At 63.3% G+C, this 16,405-nt stretch carries 11 protein-coding genes; 6 read left to right on the plus strand and 5 right to left on the minus strand.

The window, feature by feature from the left end; all coding sequences use genetic code 11:
* Positions 1-243 precede the first annotated feature (243 nt).
* From cysS to MOK15_RS10010, 3 genes are all read left to right on the plus strand, one after another.
* Positions 244-1,761: a cysteine--tRNA ligase gene (cysS, locus tag MOK15_RS10000; RefSeq protein ID WP_242931479.1), complete on the plus strand. Its 1,518-nt coding sequence runs from the start codon at positions 244-246 to the stop codon at positions 1,759-1,761.
* 89 nt (positions 1,762-1,850) lie between these two features.
* Positions 1,851-4,796 (plus strand): CHAT domain-containing tetratricopeptide repeat protein, encoded by a 2,946-nt coding sequence (locus tag MOK15_RS10005; protein ID WP_242931480.1) that lies wholly within the window; start codon positions 1,851-1,853, stop codon positions 4,794-4,796.
* A gap of 473 nt (positions 4,797-5,269) precedes the next feature.
* The gene (locus MOK15_RS10010; protein WP_242932710.1) at positions 5,270-7,771 is read left to right on the plus strand and encodes a TonB-dependent receptor; all 2,502 of its coding nucleotides are present in this window, start codon (positions 5,270-5,272) and stop codon (positions 7,769-7,771) included.
* 60 nt (positions 7,772-7,831) lie between these two features.
* On the opposite strand, the gene MOK15_RS10015 is transcribed toward MOK15_RS10010, so the two are convergent.
* Positions 7,832-9,184 (minus strand): HAMP domain-containing sensor histidine kinase, encoded by a 1,353-nt coding sequence (locus MOK15_RS10015; RefSeq protein WP_242931481.1) that lies wholly within the window; start codon positions 9,182-9,184, stop codon positions 7,832-7,834.
* A complete protein-coding gene (locus MOK15_RS10020; RefSeq protein ID WP_347567188.1) occupies positions 9,181-10,068 on the minus strand; it encodes a response regulator transcription factor in 888 nt (295 codons plus the stop codon). Before MOK15_RS10020 ends, MOK15_RS10015 begins: the two co-directional genes overlap by 4 nt.
* On the opposite strand from MOK15_RS10020, the gene MOK15_RS10025 reads away from it, so the two are divergent.
* Together MOK15_RS10025 and MOK15_RS10030 are read left to right on the plus strand one after the other, a co-directional pair.
* A complete protein-coding gene (locus tag MOK15_RS10025) occupies positions 10,049-11,653 on the plus strand; it encodes an inorganic phosphate transporter (RefSeq protein WP_242931482.1) in 1,605 nt (534 codons plus the stop codon). The two genes, MOK15_RS10020 and MOK15_RS10025, sit on opposite strands and share 20 nt — an antisense overlap.
* Before the next feature lie 64 nt (positions 11,654-11,717).
* Complete coding sequence (locus MOK15_RS10030) at positions 11,718-12,686, plus strand: transporter (protein WP_242931483.1); 969 nt, start codon at positions 11,718-11,720, stop codon at positions 12,684-12,686.
* 20 nt (positions 12,687-12,706) lie between these two features.
* Here the strand turns inward: MOK15_RS10030 and ppk2 are convergent, their stop codons facing one another.
* The 3 genes from ppk2 to MOK15_RS10045 form a co-directional block, all read right to left on the minus strand.
* On the minus strand, positions 12,707-13,627 hold the full coding sequence (gene ppk2 / locus MOK15_RS10035; RefSeq protein WP_242931484.1) for a polyphosphate kinase 2: 921 nt from the start codon (positions 13,625-13,627) through the stop codon (positions 12,707-12,709).
* Between the two features lie 143 nt (positions 13,628-13,770).
* Entirely contained in the window at positions 13,771-14,022 is a 252-nt protein-coding gene (locus MOK15_RS10040) for a hypothetical protein (RefSeq protein WP_242931485.1), read from the minus strand.
* A 92-nt stretch (positions 14,023-14,114) separates the two neighbouring features.
* Positions 14,115-14,390, minus strand: a complete 276-nt coding sequence (locus MOK15_RS10045) for an HU family DNA-binding protein (RefSeq protein WP_242931486.1) — start codon at positions 14,388-14,390, stop codon at positions 14,115-14,117.
* Between the two features lie 304 nt (positions 14,391-14,694).
* Between MOK15_RS10045 and MOK15_RS10050 the strand changes: the two genes are divergently transcribed.
* Positions 14,695-16,365 (plus strand): MFS transporter, encoded by a 1,671-nt coding sequence (locus MOK15_RS10050; RefSeq protein WP_242931487.1) that lies wholly within the window; start codon positions 14,695-14,697, stop codon positions 16,363-16,365.
* Positions 16,366-16,405 lie beyond the last annotated feature (40 nt).

Raw genomic sequence — 16,405 nt, forward strand, 5'->3', positions numbered from 1 at the left:
TGCGGTCTCCTGCGGCAACGAGAGGGGGCAAATCACCGCAAAACCTGCACCGGGCGCACCCGATGCGGTCCGACATCGCGACATGGATTCAAGGGGGTCATCCACATCGCCAGAGGGGCCCGGCCCGCTTCAGCAATATCGGGTGGGGAACGCGCGGGTGCAAGGGATGGGAGCCGCTGCAACATTTTATTACAAAGCCAAGCCCCGTTGACGCCCGCCCCGCTTCGCGACATGGCTTGGCCCATGTCCGACGACCAGCATATCCCTGCGCCGCTGCGCCTGTTCAACAGCCTGACCCGTTCGATCGAGGCCTTCGCGCCGATCGAGGAAAATCATGCGCGGGTCTATAGCTGCGGACCGACCGTCTATAATTACCAACATATCGGTAACATGCGCGCCTATGTCTTCGCCGACACGCTGGGCCGCACGCTCGCCTTCAAGGGCTATCGCCTCACCCATGTCATTAACATCACCGATGTCGGCCACCTGACATCGGATGCTGATCAGGGCGATGACAAGATGGAGAAGGCTGCTGCTGCCCAAGGTCAGTCAGCCTGGGACATCGCGGCCTTCTACACCGCGGAGTTCAAGCGCGACCTTGCCTGGCTGAACGTCCGCGATCCCGCCCGCTGGACGGTCGCGACCCAGTATGTACCGCAGATGATCGAAGCGGCGAAGCAGATCGCCGACACCCATTGCTATGAACTCCCTTCGGGCCTCTATTTCGACGTCTCGACAGTCGCCGACTATGGTCATCTCGCCCGTGCCGTCACCGAAGAGGGAGAGGGACGCATCGACGAGGTCGAAGGCAAACGTCACGCGGCTGACTTCGCTATCTGGCGTAGGACGCCGCAAGGCGAGACGCGGCAGATGGAATGGGACTCGCCCTGGGGTCGCGGCGCGCCGGGCTGGCATCTCGAATGCTCGGTGATGAGCCGTGTTGAACTGGGCCTGCCTTTCGACATCCACACCGGCGGTATCGACCATCGCGAGATTCACCATCCCAACGAGATCGCGCAAAATCAGGCGATCCAGGGTTTCGATTCGAATCATGGCCATCTCGACTGCGCCCAAAACAGCGGCGCGCGCATATGGATGCACAATAACTTCCTGATCGATCGCGGCGGCAAGATGAGCAAGTCGAGCGGCGAATTTCTACGTCTGCAACTGCTCGCCGACCGAGGCTATCATCCACTGGCCTATCGCCTCCTGTGCTTGCAGGCGCATTATCGATCGGAACTGGAATTTAGCTGGGACAATCTCGCGGCAGCGCTGACACGGCTCAAGCGGCTGGTCATGGGGGTCGAGGGATTGAAGGCCCGCGCCGAGGGCGTCACCTGGCAGTCGCCCCGGATCGACTATCTGCGCGCCAACCTCCATCCCAGGCTGGCCCCGCTGCTGGAGCAGTTCGAGGCGGCGATCGCCGACGACCTGATGACGCCCCGCGCGCTGCCGCTACTGGAAGAGACGATCGGCATGAGAAAAGTGCCGGTGGACGAGAAGCTATGCCTGATCGCAGCTTTCGACCGGGCGCTGGGCCTGAATCTGCTCACGCTCACCCGCGCCGACCTGCGCGTCCAGCCCAAGGATGCACAGATCACGCCGGAAGAGATCGAGGCCGCGTTGGAACGCCGCACCGCCGCACGCGCGGAGAAGGATTTCGCCCTGTCGGACGAGATTCGTGATAGCCTGATCGCACGCGGCGTCGAGGTGATGGACGGCGATCCGCTGCGCTGGGACTGGCGGCTGACGCTGGGCTGAGGATCGTTACGCCCCCGCACTGCTCTTGACGCTGGCGCATGGGAGACCCAAGAGACGCGCGGGTCGACTCGATGAAGCGGGGTGGTGACATGATGCTTTCCGCGCGCTGTTCGGTTGCCCTTCTGGTGCTGGCGCTGGCGTCCTCCACGGCGATGGCCGCCGCACCGCCCGCCTTCTCGGCCAGCGATCCCCGTCATGCCCGGCTCTACGCGCTGGAGGAACAGGCGTCCGACCTGTTCAACAGCGACGATTATGCGCTGTCCATGTCGCAAAAGACCCGCGACGCCTGGAACCGGCTCCACGCCGCGGCGATGAGGGCGAAGGTGAAGGGCCAGCCGCACCCACTGGCCGGCGTGGCGCTCATCAACCTGTCGTCGATGGACCAGATCGACGGGAAGAATCCTGATGCGCTGGCGCGATCGAACGAGGGGCTGGCGCTGCTGGTGCCGTTCGCCGACGCCTATCCGATCGCGTGGATGCAGGGCCTGTCGATCAAGGGCTATGTCCAGATCGCGCTCGGCGACGTGTCGGGCGGCGCGGATACGCTGGCGCAGGCGAGCCGATATATGGACGGCTATATCGCCCGCACCCCGGTCGACAAGCTGGACAGCGATGCACAGATGCTGCGGTCCAACATCGCCTTCACCCATGCCCAGGCGTTGACCCGGCTCGGACGGAATGCCGAGGCGGTCGAGGCGCAGAAGGCGAGCATGGAGGCGCGGATCGCCGCGGTCGGGCCGAACAGCGCCGATACCGTCGGCTCTTACTATACCTACGCGCAGATGCTCCAGCGCGCCGACCGCGACGTGGAGGCGGAAAAATATGCGCGGCTGGCGGTCGACGTGGCGACCGATCATGTCGACCGCAAGCACCCCAGCTACGCCCGCGCGCTAGAAGCGCTGGGCCTGCTGCTGTCGCGTACCGGACGGCGGATCGAAAGCCTGGACTATCTGCAGCGCGCCATAGCGATCAAGCGTGAGACGGTGGGGACGGACAGCCTCTATTTCCAGTTCGGGCTGCAAAATCTGGCATCGGTGCTGATGCCGCTGGAACGCTATGCCGATGCCGAGCCGCTGTTCATGGAGGCGGAACGCGGTTTCCGGAAGATCGAGGGAGAAAGCAGCCCGCAATCGGCGCGGGCGCTGGCGTTCGCCGCATCGGCGAGCCTGGCCGAAGGGCGGCGCGACGAGACGATCGCGCGGCTGAACACCGCGTTGTCGCGCGTGCGCGCCGGGTCGGACAAGGACCGGGACATCGGCCAGCGCGTCTATCCCTATTTGATCCTTGCCCTGATGGAAGCTGGGCGCATCGAGGATGCCCGCACCACCGCCCGCGCCTTCGCCGCCGAAACGCGACAGTTGGACAATGCGCCAGCCTTCCCGCTGGCGCAGGCGGCGATGCTGTCGGCCTGGGCCGAACAGGATGCCGGCACGCTTGGAGAGAGAACGCGGCGACTGGCCGGCGTGCTGCGCGACGGCGCGGCGATGAACGACAATGGCGAACTGACGGAGGAGCAGCGCGCCGGGCTGGACATGATATTGGCGGTGGCGGTGCAGACGCAGGATAGCGCGCTGGCGCTGGACGCCATGGCCGTGCTGGCCGGATCGCGCATCGCCCAGGCCAACCGATTGGTGGCGCAGCGGTTGATCGAACAGCCGGCACTCGCGGCACAGGTGCGCAGCCTGCAGGATAAGGTGAAGGCGCTGGAAGCGGCGGACAGCCGGCTGCTCAAGGCGCTGGCCATCGACAGCGGCGTCGCCGAAGCCCGCGCCGGTCGCGCCGCTGTGGCCGCCGATGCGGAAGCCGAGCGTGCCGCCATCGCCCGCGCCTATCCGCGCTGGGTCGAGGTACGCGGCGGTGAGCGACCGGACCTGGATAAACTCCGCGCGAGTCTGGGCAAGGAAGAAGCGTTGCTGGCGGTGATGCCGGCATTCGACGGCGTTTATATGTTGGCCGTGAGCGCAGGCGGCACACGGATCGAGCGGGCGGCAATGGACCGCGCCACCATGGTCGCGCTGGTCAACCGGCTGCGCGCCTCGCTGACCCCCACCGGCTTCGACCAGGCCGCCGCGCACAATCTCTACCAGCAAATCTTCACGCCCGGCATCCTCGCAACGCTGGGCAAGGCACGGTCTTTAAGGATCGTACCGACAGGAGCTTTCGCCTCCCTGCCCTTCGCCATGCTGCCCATGCGGCCGGTAGCGGCCGTTGGGCGCGACACGCCCTGGCTGGTCCGCCGCTTCGCGATAGAGGTGCAACCCAGCTTTGCCATCGGCACGGCCAACCGACAGCATATGGCGATGCGCGATCAACGCTTTCTGGGCATAGGCGCGCCGCAGACCTTCGCCAACGCGCCCGCCGGCCAGCCCGGCATCACCCCACGCGGCGGCGCGCTACTCGCCGCCAATCAATATTTCCGCAATGGCGGGGCGGAGGCGCGCGCCCTGGCGGAACTGCCGCCGCTGCCCGGATCGCTCGCCGAACTACAGGCAGTGGCGAACCGCTTCGGATCGAACCACACCACCTTGCTGATCGGCGCGGAGGCGAATGAGACAGCGCTGCGCACGCGCGACCTGTCGTCCTATGGCGTGATCCTGTTCGCAACCCACGGGCTGGTGAGCGGCGAGATGGAGGGTGTGACCGAACCGGCGCTGGTGCTGTCGCCGACCGGCACCGGCGACACGAACGACGACGGGTTGCTGACCGCGTCGGAAGTGGCGGCGATGCGGATCGGGGCAGACTGGGTGATCCTGTCCGCCTGCAACACGGCCACGGGCGACAATGCCCAATCCGCCGCCTATTCGGGGCTGGCCCAGGCCTTCCGCTATGCTGGCGCCGGCGCACTGCTGGTGTCGCACTGGCCGGTGCGCGACGATGCCAGCGCCTTCATCACGCTGGAGACGGTGAAGGGCGCGGATCGGGGCCTGCCGCGCGCGGTGGCGCTGCAAAAGGCGATGCTGAAACTGATCGCCTCCAAACGTCCCGACGCCACCCAACCCTATATCTGGGCGCCCTTCATCCTGATGGGCCGCTAAGAGCCTGTCTCGAAATGCGCCTTTGGCGCATTTCGAGACAGGCTCTAATACCAAGATATATTGATGAGAACTTATGCCGGTCTGTTCCCCGGCGAAGGCCGGGGTCCAGTTCGAACCGTGGAACTGGACCCCGGCCTTTGGCCTACGGCCGAAGTTTATCCTGAGCGCCTGCTGCAAGCAAGCAGTCGAAGGGCCGGGGAACAGCAACCACTCGATCTTGATGAGCATTCTCTACGCAGCTTGGTATAAGGCGCCTCAGGATCGTGTGTCGGCAAGCACGGGGCACATGCAAATATTTTCCGCTGCGAACCCGCCGCATTTCATAAGATAAATCAAATCCCTGCGTCGTTCATGAAGCGAAGATGAAGGCCCTCCGAGGCGTTTGTCATCAAATTTAAATCCAACTGTCTTGATCGCGCCATATCAGCCCCCCGTGACAGGGAATGAATTACAAAAGGGGTTGATTTTTCATGATGTTAAACAGTTTCGCGCGAGCGGTACTGCTCGCAGGCTCCGCATTGGCCAGCATGACCGCGCCGATCGCCTTCGCCCAAAATCAGGCGCCCGACACAACGGCGGCTGACACACCGGGCGACAGCGGCCTGGGCGAGATCGTCGTCACCGCGACCAAGCGTGAGACCAATCTTCAGGAAACGCCGATCGCCATGGCGGTCATGAGCACCGAAGCGCTCAAGGACCGCCATGTCCAGAGCCTCTATGACCTGGCTGACGGCGCCGTCCCCTCGCTGCGCATCGCGACTTTCGAAGCGCGCCAGAGCGCGCTCACCATCGGCATTCGCGGCATCGTGCCGCTGGACGCCAACCAGCCCGCGCGCGAGCAGGGCGTGGGCATCTATGTCGACGGCGTCTATCTCGGCCGCCAGCATGGCCTGAACGCCGCCCTGTTCGACGTCGAGCGCGTCGAAGTGCTGAAGGGGCCGCAGGGCACGCTGTTCGGCCGCAACACCGAAGGCGGCGCGCTCAGCATCGTCAGCAAGGCGCCGACCGGTGAGTTCGGTGGCCGCGTCGACGCGGGCGTCGGCAATTATGGCGCGCGCACCGGCGACTTCCATCTCGACCTGCCCAAGATCGCAGGGTTCAGCGTCAAGGTGGACGGCGTGATCCAGCATCAGGACGCGACCACCAAGAACCCGCTCGAAGGGCAGAGCGGCTGGAACTATTATAACCGCAAGGGCCTGCGCGCCGCGGTGCGCTGGCAGCCGACCAGCAGCATCACCAACGACTTCTCCTATGATGTCGCGCGGGACGCCAATACCCCCTTCTACAGCCAGTTGCTGAACTACAACCCCAATGGCTGCGCGGCCGGTACCCAGGCGTCGCAGCCGGCCTGCGCCCTGCCCGGCACCAATTACACCAACCTGACCGGCACGGTGAAGCCGCTGCTGCCCGGCGTGGTCGTCAATGGCGACACGCGCATGAAGACCGCCGACATCGGCGTGCCGCAGCAGCCCAGCATCGACAAGACCCACGGCTTCACCAACGCGCTGAAATGGGCAGTTTCGCCCGAAATCGAGCTGCGGTCGATCACCGCCTGGCGCGGTGTCGACGCGACCCAGTGGGACAATAGCGGTGGCGCGCATCGCGTGCCGGTGGTCAACCTGACCAGCGCCTGCACCCAGGCTGCGCCCTGCGCGTTCAGCCGCTACAGCCTCGCCGACCTGCGCCAGCGCCAGTTCAGCCAGGAACTGCAGGCGGTCGGCACCGTCGGCAGCATCGATTATGTCGCGGGCCTCTATTATTTCAACGAGCATGTCAGCGACGACGCCGCGACGCCAAACTCGAACGGCGTATATCTGAACAGCGCGGGTCAGGCCGTCTACACCATCCTGAACTCCTGCACCGGTTCGGGTGGTTTCGGCTCGGATGTCGGCTGCCGCTCCATCGACCGCGCGTCGGAAGTCTGGTCCAAAAGCTATGCGGCCTATGGTCAGTTGACCTGGAACGCGACCGATGCCCTGCACCTGACCGTCGGCGGCCGCTACACGCACGACAAGAAGAAGGGCGTGCTGCACTATTCGCGCAACATCAACTATGACACCAACCCCACGGTGGCGGCCGCGAACGGCTATTCGCCGCTCGACGAGACGTGGAACCGGTTCAACCCGATGGCGACGATCGCCTATGACGTCAGCAACGACCTGCATGTCTACGCCAAATATGCGACCGGCTATCGTGCCGGCGGCGCCAGCTCGCGCACGTCCAACTATCAGGCGTTCGATCCCGAAGACGTGAAGTCCTACGAAGTCGGCCTGAAGTCGGACTTCTGGGATCACAAGGCCCGCTTCAACCTGGCCGGCTACATCATGGACCGCAAGGACAGCCAGGTGGACATCAGCTCCATCCAGGTGACCGCGACCGGCAGCTTCAACAACCTCGTCACGATCAATGCGCCCGGCACGACCAAGATCCGCGGGATCGAGGCCGACCTGACGCTGAACCCGATCGAGGGGCTGACGCTGAACGCCTCCTACGCCTATACCTATACGAAGATCCCGCTGGTGCCGATCACCTACACGGCGGGCGGCCTGTCGACCACGGTCGACCAGCGCTTCTACATCGTCTTCACGCCGCGCAACGCGGCGAGCGGATCGATCGACTATGCGCTGCCGTTCGGCGGCGGCGACACGAAGCTGAAATTCCACCTCGATGGCAATTATTCGCAGGCGACACAGGCCTTCGACCAGTTCGCGACAAAGGCCGACGCCTCGCTGATCTTCAACGGACGCATCTCGCTCGCCGATATCGGCGTGGGCAATGGCCGCAATCTGACGCTCAGCGTCTGGGGCCGCAACCTGTTCAACGAGCAATATGTCTTCCGCCGCGATCCGTCGAACAGCCTGCCCGGCGCACCGACGAGCAGCGTGACGACCGGCAGCGTCAACAACATCCTGGGCGACTATGGCAATTTCAACGCGCCACGCACCTTCGGTGTCGATGCCAGCGTGAAATTCTAAGCCATTTCATTGCAATCAGCCTGATCGGCGTGGCGGGAATTCCCGCCACGCCTTTTTTTGTCAGACCGGCAACCGGATCACGATCCTGAGTCCGGGCCTGAGTCCGGGACCGCCATCCTCCAGGGTCATCGTCCCGCGGTGCAGCCGGACGATCGCGTCGGCCAGGGGCAGGCCCAGGCCATGGCCGCTGCGCTGCCCGCTATGATCGAGCCGGCTGAACCTGCGCATCACGAGGGCGCGCTGATCCACGGCGATGCCAGGACCAGCGTCGGCGACCGTCAGGATGACGGCACTATCCCGCTTTTCGGCGGAGACCGATATGCCGGTGCCGTCAGGCGTATGCCGAACGGCATTTTCAAGCAGGTTGAGCAGCATCTGCGAGAGGAGCTGGCGATCGCCGGTCAGCGATACCGCGTCACATCGCCCAATCATGACGGGATGCCCCCCTTCTTCGGCCAGAGGGCGCACCATGTCGACCATCTCTTCGATCAACGCATCGATCGCCAGCGGCTGAAACCCCGCCCTGCGCGATCCGCTCTCTATTTCGGCGATTCGCAGCATCGCGCCGAACATGCCGAGCAGTTCGTCCGCCTGCTCCGTTGCCAGTCGCAGTTCATCGCGGATCGGCGCCGCCTCCACCTGCTGCTCCAGGAGGGAGAGCGTATTGCGCAGCCTGGCCAGGGGCGTGCGCAGTTCGTGCGAGATATCGTTGGACACATTACGGACTTCGGCCATCAACATATTCATGCGATCGAGCATATGGTTGAGGGCCGCGGCCTGCTGGTCGAACGCCCCGCCATCCCCGGCGATGGGCACGCGACGGGAAAGATCGCCCTCGACGATGGATTCGGCGGTGTGGCGCATCTGGCCGATCCGTTCGCCGATCAGGCGATGGAACAGAAGCAACCCGGCGAGAACGACGACCACGATCGCGCCGAACCCCGCCACATAAATGCGTCGCCGTACGGCAAAATAATCGTCGATCGGTTCGGTTTCAGCAAATATGGCGAGCCGCATCCCGCCACCGATATCCCGGACCAGCACGCGCCCGGCGCTGAGGCCTTCGATCCGGTCCCGCCGGCTCAGGGACGAAAATCCCAATGGCGGTACGCGAGTAAAACGCGAATTTCCGGCGATGACATGCCCCTGCGCGTCTGTGAGCAGCATTCCCAGATCAGCGGTATCGCGCCGACTCGTCATCACGACGATCCGGCGCCGCAATTCCTCTCGGTCGGTTCCAGTTCCCGCCGGCGCGAGCGTGTGGCTTTCCGTCTCGATCCGCTTGTCCACCAGCACGTTGATCATCGACAGCGTCGCGAAGAAGGTGCCGAATCCAGCGGCCAGGGTCACTGTCAGAAACAGGGCCAGAAAGGCGATCGTCAGCCCACGCAGCGAAGTCGGCCGACCGATCATGCGCGCAGGAGATAGCCCATGCCGCGCTGCGTGCTGATCGGATCATCACCTTGTTCGAGCAGCTTCACGCGCAGATGTCGAATATGTGCGTCGATGATATTCGTGGTCGGCACGAAATCATGGCCCCATATACGCTCGATCAGCATGGGGCGCGTAACGACCGTGCCCGCATTGCGCGCCAGTTCCAGCAACAGCTTGAATTCCGTCTGCGACAGATTGAGGGATTGTCCGCCACGCCAGGCCCGCAGGCGGGATGGGCTGATGACGATATCGCCTGCGCTGATCGTATCGGTCGGCTGGTCATTGATGCGCCGCGCGCGCAACAACGCCTGGAGCCGTGCGTTAAGTTCCATCGGATCGACAGGCTTCACCACATAGTCGTCGGCGCCGGCATTGAACCCTTCCACCTTGTCGAACACCTGCCCCAGCGCGGTGAGCATGAGGACCGGGACATTCATGCCGCCCTCGCGCAATTGCCGCAGCACGGTGATTCCGTCGATGGTCGGCATCATCCAGTCGAGAATGACGATATCGAAGGCGCGCTGACCGATAATGGCCAGGGCCGCGAGGCCGTTGTCGGCCGTCTGGATATCATGACCGAATTGAGAAAGCTGAGTGACGATCTGCTGTTGCAGTTGCTTGTCGTCTTCAACCAGAAGGATTTGCATGTTCATGGCTTGTTGAACGCGAACCGTGATAGGGAAGATGCTTATCCCATAGGCAGTTGTCGAAGCAAATGCATCCGCCGTCCAACGATGGATATCGCCATTATGACGGCGCACCCCAATGCCTGCAACAAGGTTGTCATGGACGCGATCTAGCAAGAATCCATTCACATTCCGCCCAAGCCGGGAGACGATTCGGATGAACGCGACGATCGCCATGGAAGACCGAGCCAGCCGGCCGGATCTCGACAAGGGCCTGGGCATCGTTGGAACCATAGGTTTCGGCGCCGCGATCCTCACCGCCCTGATCTACGTCGCGTACAGCATCTACACCGACGCCAGTTCCGCAGGTGTGCAGGCGACCACCTATCTGCCCTTCATCCTGTTGTTCATCGCCCTGCTGATCGCGCTGGGCTTCGAGTTTGTGAACGGTTTCCACGACACGGCCAATGCGGTCGCGACCGTCATCTACACCAATGCCATGCCCGCCAATGTCGCTGTGGTGTGGTCGGGTTTCTTCAATTTCCTGGGCGTACTTCTTTCGACCGGCGCCGTGGCCTTCGGCATCGTGTCGCTGCTGCCCGTCGAACTGATCCTGCAGGTCGGGTCGAGCGCGGGCTTCGCCATGGTGTTCGCTTTGCTGATCGCGGCGATCCTGTGGAATCTCGCCACCTGGTGGCTGGGCATCCCCTCCTCCAGCTCGCACACGCTGATCGGTTCGATCATCGGTGTCGGCATCGCCAATGCGCTCCTGCACGGCAAGAGCGGCACGGCCGGCGTCGACTGGGGCAAGGCGACAGAGATCGGCCAGGCCCTGCTCATCTCGCCGCTGATCGGCTTCGGCATGGCGGCGCTGCTGTTCATCGCCATGAAGATCCTCGTCCGCAAGGAAGAGCTGTATCAGGAACCCAAGGCAGGCGTGCCGCCGCCGCTCTGGATCCGGGCGCTGCTGATCTTCACCTGCACCGGCGTCAGTTTTGCCCATGGCTCCAATGACGGGCAGAAGGGCATGGGCCTTATCATGCTGATCCTGATCGGCACCGTGCCCACCGCCTATGCGCTCAACCGCGCGGTGCCGCAGCGCTACGCAGTCGAGTTCCACCAGAACTCCATCGCAGCCGCCAATGCACTGGACGTCACGCCCGCCGCCAATGCGAACGCCGCAGACGCGCGCAAGACTGTCACCCGCTATATCGCCGACAAGACGCTGTCGACCGCAACGGTTCCCGCTCTCGCCGTGCTGATCCGCGACGTCGATCAACAGGTTTCCGAATATGGTTCGCTGGCGAAGGTGCCTGCCGCCGCCGTCAGCAACATCCGCAACGACATGTACCTGGCTTCCGAGGCGATCAAGCGGCTCGGCAAGGACAAGGACGCCCATCTGCCGGAAGCCAGCGCCGCGACGCTCACCACCTACAAGGGGTCGCTCGATGCCGGCACCCGCTTCATCCCGACCTGGGTGAAAATCGCGGTCGCCTTCGCCCTGGGCCTTGGCACCATGGTCGGCTGGAAGCGGATCGTCATCACGGTGGGTGAAAAGATCGGCAAGTCGCACCTCACCTACGCGCAGGGCGCCTCGGCCGAACTGGTGGCGATGGGCACCATCTTCGGGGCCGACCATCTGGGCCTGCCGGTGTCGACCACCCATGTCCTCTCCTCCGGCGTCGCCGGCACCATGGCGGCGAACAAGTCCGGGCTGCAGATGAGTACGATCCGCAACCTGCTCATGGCCTGGGTGCTCACCCTACCGGTATCGATCGGGCTGGCTGGTCTGCTATACATGATCTTTGCCCAGATTTTCTAAACAGGAGCGGCATACGGCAACGGGACAGGAACCCCTCTTCCAGCCCCCCATACCCGGTCAGGGCATGGGGCCTGGCCTTATCTGGGGTCTCGATTTCTCGGAGGATGGCGGCGCGAGTCCCGTCTCACGATGTGACGCCGACAGAACGGGCCGCTTCCGCTGGCTGCACCTCAACCTCGCCGATCATGGCACGCGAAAATGGATTGCGGACGCCGATCTGCTCTCACCGCAGATCAGCGAATTGCTGCTTTCCCCGGACACGCATCAACGCGCGCTGGTGGACGGGGACAGTGTCGGCTGTGTCCTGCATGATTTCGAGCGCGATTTCGACGTGGCCGACACCGACCGGATCGGAGCGCTGCGCATCGCCCTGACGCCCAGCCTGATGCTGACCACAAGGCTTCATCCCCTGCGGTCGGCTGATATCGCGCGCAATCGGCTGGAACGCGGCGGCAGCGCGACCGTCAATGGCCCGGCACAGGCGCTGGACCTGCTGGTCGGCGCCATCACCGCCAATATCGCGGAGATCGCCCGAACGCTGAGCCATGACGTCCAGACGGCGGAGGACGCTCTGCTCGACGGCCATCATCCGCCTGAATCGCGCGACCTGATCCGCATCCGCCGCCGTCTGGCGCAGATTCACCGGCTTCTGACCGGGATGCGCGGCGTGTTCCAGCGGCTGGAGGAGGATGAGGAACTGCCGGGCGCGCTGTTGCCCACGGTCGAGAAGCAGGCGCAACGGCTCCAGTCGCTCGACGCCGACATATTGGGTGTTCAGGGACAATTGCGGCTGCTGCGCGATGAGGTGGATATTCAGGTGACGCAGCGCACCAACCAGAATCTCTATATCCTCTCGATCGTCACCGCGCTGATACTGCCGGCGACGCTGGTGACTGGCCTGTTCGGCATGAACACAGGCGGTATGCCGCTGGCCGATGGGCCGCATGGCACGCTGGTCGCCACGCTGATCGCCGGGGTGGCGGCGGGCATCACCTATTGGCTGCTGCGGCGAATGGGGTTCATGCGCCGATAGGAACGCCCCCCCTATGCCGCTCAGAATCGATCAGGCACGATCATCTCCAGTGGCACGGGATGGCGAATATAATCCTCATTCCGCACGCGGTCGGGCAATATGACCGGTGTCTTGGGCACGTCCTCATAGGGGATATAGTCCAGGAGATGCGCGATGCAGTTGAGCCGGGCGCGCTTCTTGTCGACCGCCTCCACTACCCACCAGGGCGCCTCCGGGATATGGGTGCGATCGATCATCGCTTCCTTGGCGCGCGTATAATCCTCCCAGCGGCGGCGCGACTCCACGTCCATGGGCGACAGCTTCCACTGCTTGAGCGGATCGTGGATGCGCATGGCGAAGCGGAACTGCTGCTCGTCGTCGGTGATGGAAAACCAATATTTGATGAGGATGATGCCGGACCGGACCAGCATCCGCTCAAATTCGGGGACGGATCGGAAAAATTCCTCCACCTCATCCTCGGTGCAGAACCCCATGACGCGCTCCACACCCGCGCGATTATACCAGCTACGGTCGAACAGGACGATCTCGCCCGCGGCCGGCAGATGCGCGGTATAACGCTGGAAATACCATTGGGTCCGCTCGCGTTCATTGGGTGCGGGCAAAGCGGCGACGCGGCAGACGCGCGGGTTCAGACGCTGGGTGATGCGCTTGATCGCGCCGCCCTTCCCCGCCGAATCGCGCCCTTCGAAGATCACGACGACCTTCAACCCCTTATGCACCACCCAGTCCTGCAACCGGACCAGCTCATGCTGAAGACGGAAAAGTTCGCGGAAATAGGTCCGGCGCTCCAATTGCTCCCGATCGGGATGCTCCTCCATGTCGGCGAGCATCGTCTCCAGCCGATCTTCGTCGATCTCCATCTCCAGTTCCTCGTCGAAACTGTCGGCGATCTCCGCCTTGATGCGGTCCATGGCGAAACCGGGCTGTTCGTCGAAGGTCATGGGCAATCCCTTCCGATAGGGTGGCAATGCCTCTTCGTCGCACCGGGCGATGACAATATATTGACGCAACCACGGGACATTGGTCAAAAATATATAAGCCCGGCATGTTTCAGCAATGACCGGGACATGAACATTCCGCCAAGTCAGTCCTTGTCGATCATATCCATGAAGTCGCGGGCGGCATCCCGATCCGCCGGGTCGTCGAAGGTCGACTCGATATCCGGCGCGGCGCCAAGCAGGAACAGCAATGACCAAAGCGCGAAACGCCGGCCCTGGTCCGTTTCCAGACCGAGATCGACCTGCATCCGGTCGATCCCCGCCGCCAGCGCGTCCGGGGTCAACGCATCCATATCCGGAGTGCCGAAATAACGCTGAAGCTGATCGTCGAAATTCATGGACATGTCGATTGCAACGGCGTCAGCCGCTCAACCGCTCCTTCCCGGAAAATGAAAAGGCCGGCCCCCGATGGCGCCGGCCTCTTGCAAGATCAGCCGTTCAGCTTGTCCTTGACCGCCTTTGCAGGGGTGAAGGTCAGCTTCTTCGACGCTGCGATTTCAATCGTCGCGCCGGTGGAGGGGTTACGACCCTGGCGGGCCGGGCTGTCCTTCACCTTGAATTTGCCGAAGCCGTTCAGCGACACTTCGTCGCCCTTGGCGGCGGCGTCGGTGATGGCGCCGATCACGCTATCGACCAGCTTGCGAGCCTCGGCCTTGCTGATGTCATGGGCCGCGGCAACCGCTTCGGCAAGATCGGTATTGTTCATGAGGATAGAAGCTCCTGTTGATGGAAGACTCGGAATAGCGGGACGTTTCGGGCGCGTCCACGGGGTCAATTGCATGACACCCCTTCAATATTCGGTTCATCGCTCCGATCCGGTCCATTCGTCGGTCGCCAGATCAGTCTTTTCTGCTCTTCCGGCTCGTCATGGAGGGCGTCTTTGCCCGTCAACCACCGGCACCATCAAGAATCTCGCAAGAATCTCGACGCCGGCCCTCAAATATGGTCATGCTGCCCAAATGTCGGGATCGGCGAAGCTGCCGCATGAACAGGGGATCAAGGGAGAGGCCATGACGAACAACGACGAGGACAGCCAGCCGAAACATCATCGGGCGACACAGGGGGAAAAGCTGGTAATCGCCGCATCCTCGCTGGGGACGGTATTCGAATGGTATGATTTTTATCTCTACGGTCTGCTCGCCACTTATATTTCCGCCCAATTCTTTTCGGGCGTGAACGAGACGACCGCCTTCATCTTCGCCCTCGCCGCCTTTGCCGCAGGCTTTGCCGTCCGCCCCTTCGGCGCGATCGTGTTCGGGCGGATCGGCGATCTGGTGGGCCGCAAGAACACATTCCTGGTCACGATGGGGATCATGGGCCTGTCGACCTTCGCGGTCGGCCTGTTGCCAAGCTATGCCTCGATCGGTGTGGCGGCGCCGGTGATCCTTGTAGTGATGCGGCTGTTGCAGGGCCTGGCGCTGGGCGGCGAATATGGCGGCGCGGCGACCTATGTCGCGGAACATGCGCCCGACGGGAAACGCGGCCTCTATACGAGCTGGATCCAGACCACGGCCACTTTCGGTCTGTTCGCCGCGCTGCTGGTAGTGATCGGCTTCCGCTTCACCCTGGGCGAGGAGGCATTTGCCGCCTGGGGCTGGCGCCTGCCCTTCCTCATTTCGATCGTCCTGCTGGGCGTATCGATGTGGATTCGCCTGCAACTCAATGAAAGCCCTGTCTTCCAGAAGATGAAAGAGGAAGGCACGACGTCGAAGGCGCCACTGACGGAAGCCTTTGCCCGATGGGGCAATTTACGCTGGGTCATCATCGCGCTTTTCGGCGCGGTCGCTGGCCAGGCGGTGGTCTGGTATGCGGGGCAATTCTACGCCCTCTTCTTCCTCGAAAAGACATTGAAGGTCGACGGCGCGACCGCCAATATCCTGATCGCGGTCGCGCTGGCACTCGCCACGCCCTTTTTCGTCGCCTTTGGCTGGCTGAGCGATCGAATCGGGCGCAAGCCGATCATCCTGGGCGGCTGCGCGCTGGCGGCGATCGCCTATTTCCCTCTGTTCGCGGCACTGACCCATGCCGCTAATCCAGCCCTGGCCGCAGCGCAGGCAGCCGCGCCGGTCACGATCAGCGTCGACCAGCAGCAATGCTCCTTCCAGTTCGATCCGGTCGGGAAAAATGCATTCGACCAGTCGAGTTGCGACATCGCCAAGGCCTATATGGCCAAGACAGGCATCAGCTATAGTAATGCAGAGGCATCCTCCGGCGTCCCGGCCGTGGTCGCGATCGGCAATGCCCATTTCACCGCGCCCGATCCCGCTGTCCTGGATGGCGAGGAAAAACGCACGGCCATCGCCAATTTTCACCAGCAGTTGAAGGCAGGCCTCGCCCAGGCCGGCTATCCGGAGAAGGCAGACAGGGCACAGATCAACAAGCTGGCGGTCATCGCAATCCTCTGGGCGCTCGCCATGCTGGTGACGATGGTCTACGGCCCGATCGCGGCGATGCTGGTCGAACTTTTCCCCAGCCGCATCCGCTATACGTCCATGTCGCTGCCCTATCATATCGGTAATGGCTGGTTCGGCGGCTTCCTGCCCACGACCGCCTTCGCCATGGTCGCCGCGACCGGCAATATCTATTACGGCCTCTGGTATCCGGTGGTGATAGCAGCGGCGACGGCGGTCATCGGCCTCTTCTTCCTGCCCGAAACCTTCCGCCGCAACATCGACGCATGAGCGGCTCGCCGGCGCAGGGACATTTGTGTTGCTGCTGGAG

Origin of the sequence: Sphingobium sp. BYY-5 (assembly GCF_022758885.1) — a bacterium.
Classification (GTDB): Bacteria; Pseudomonadota; Alphaproteobacteria; order Sphingomonadales; family Sphingomonadaceae; genus Sphingobium.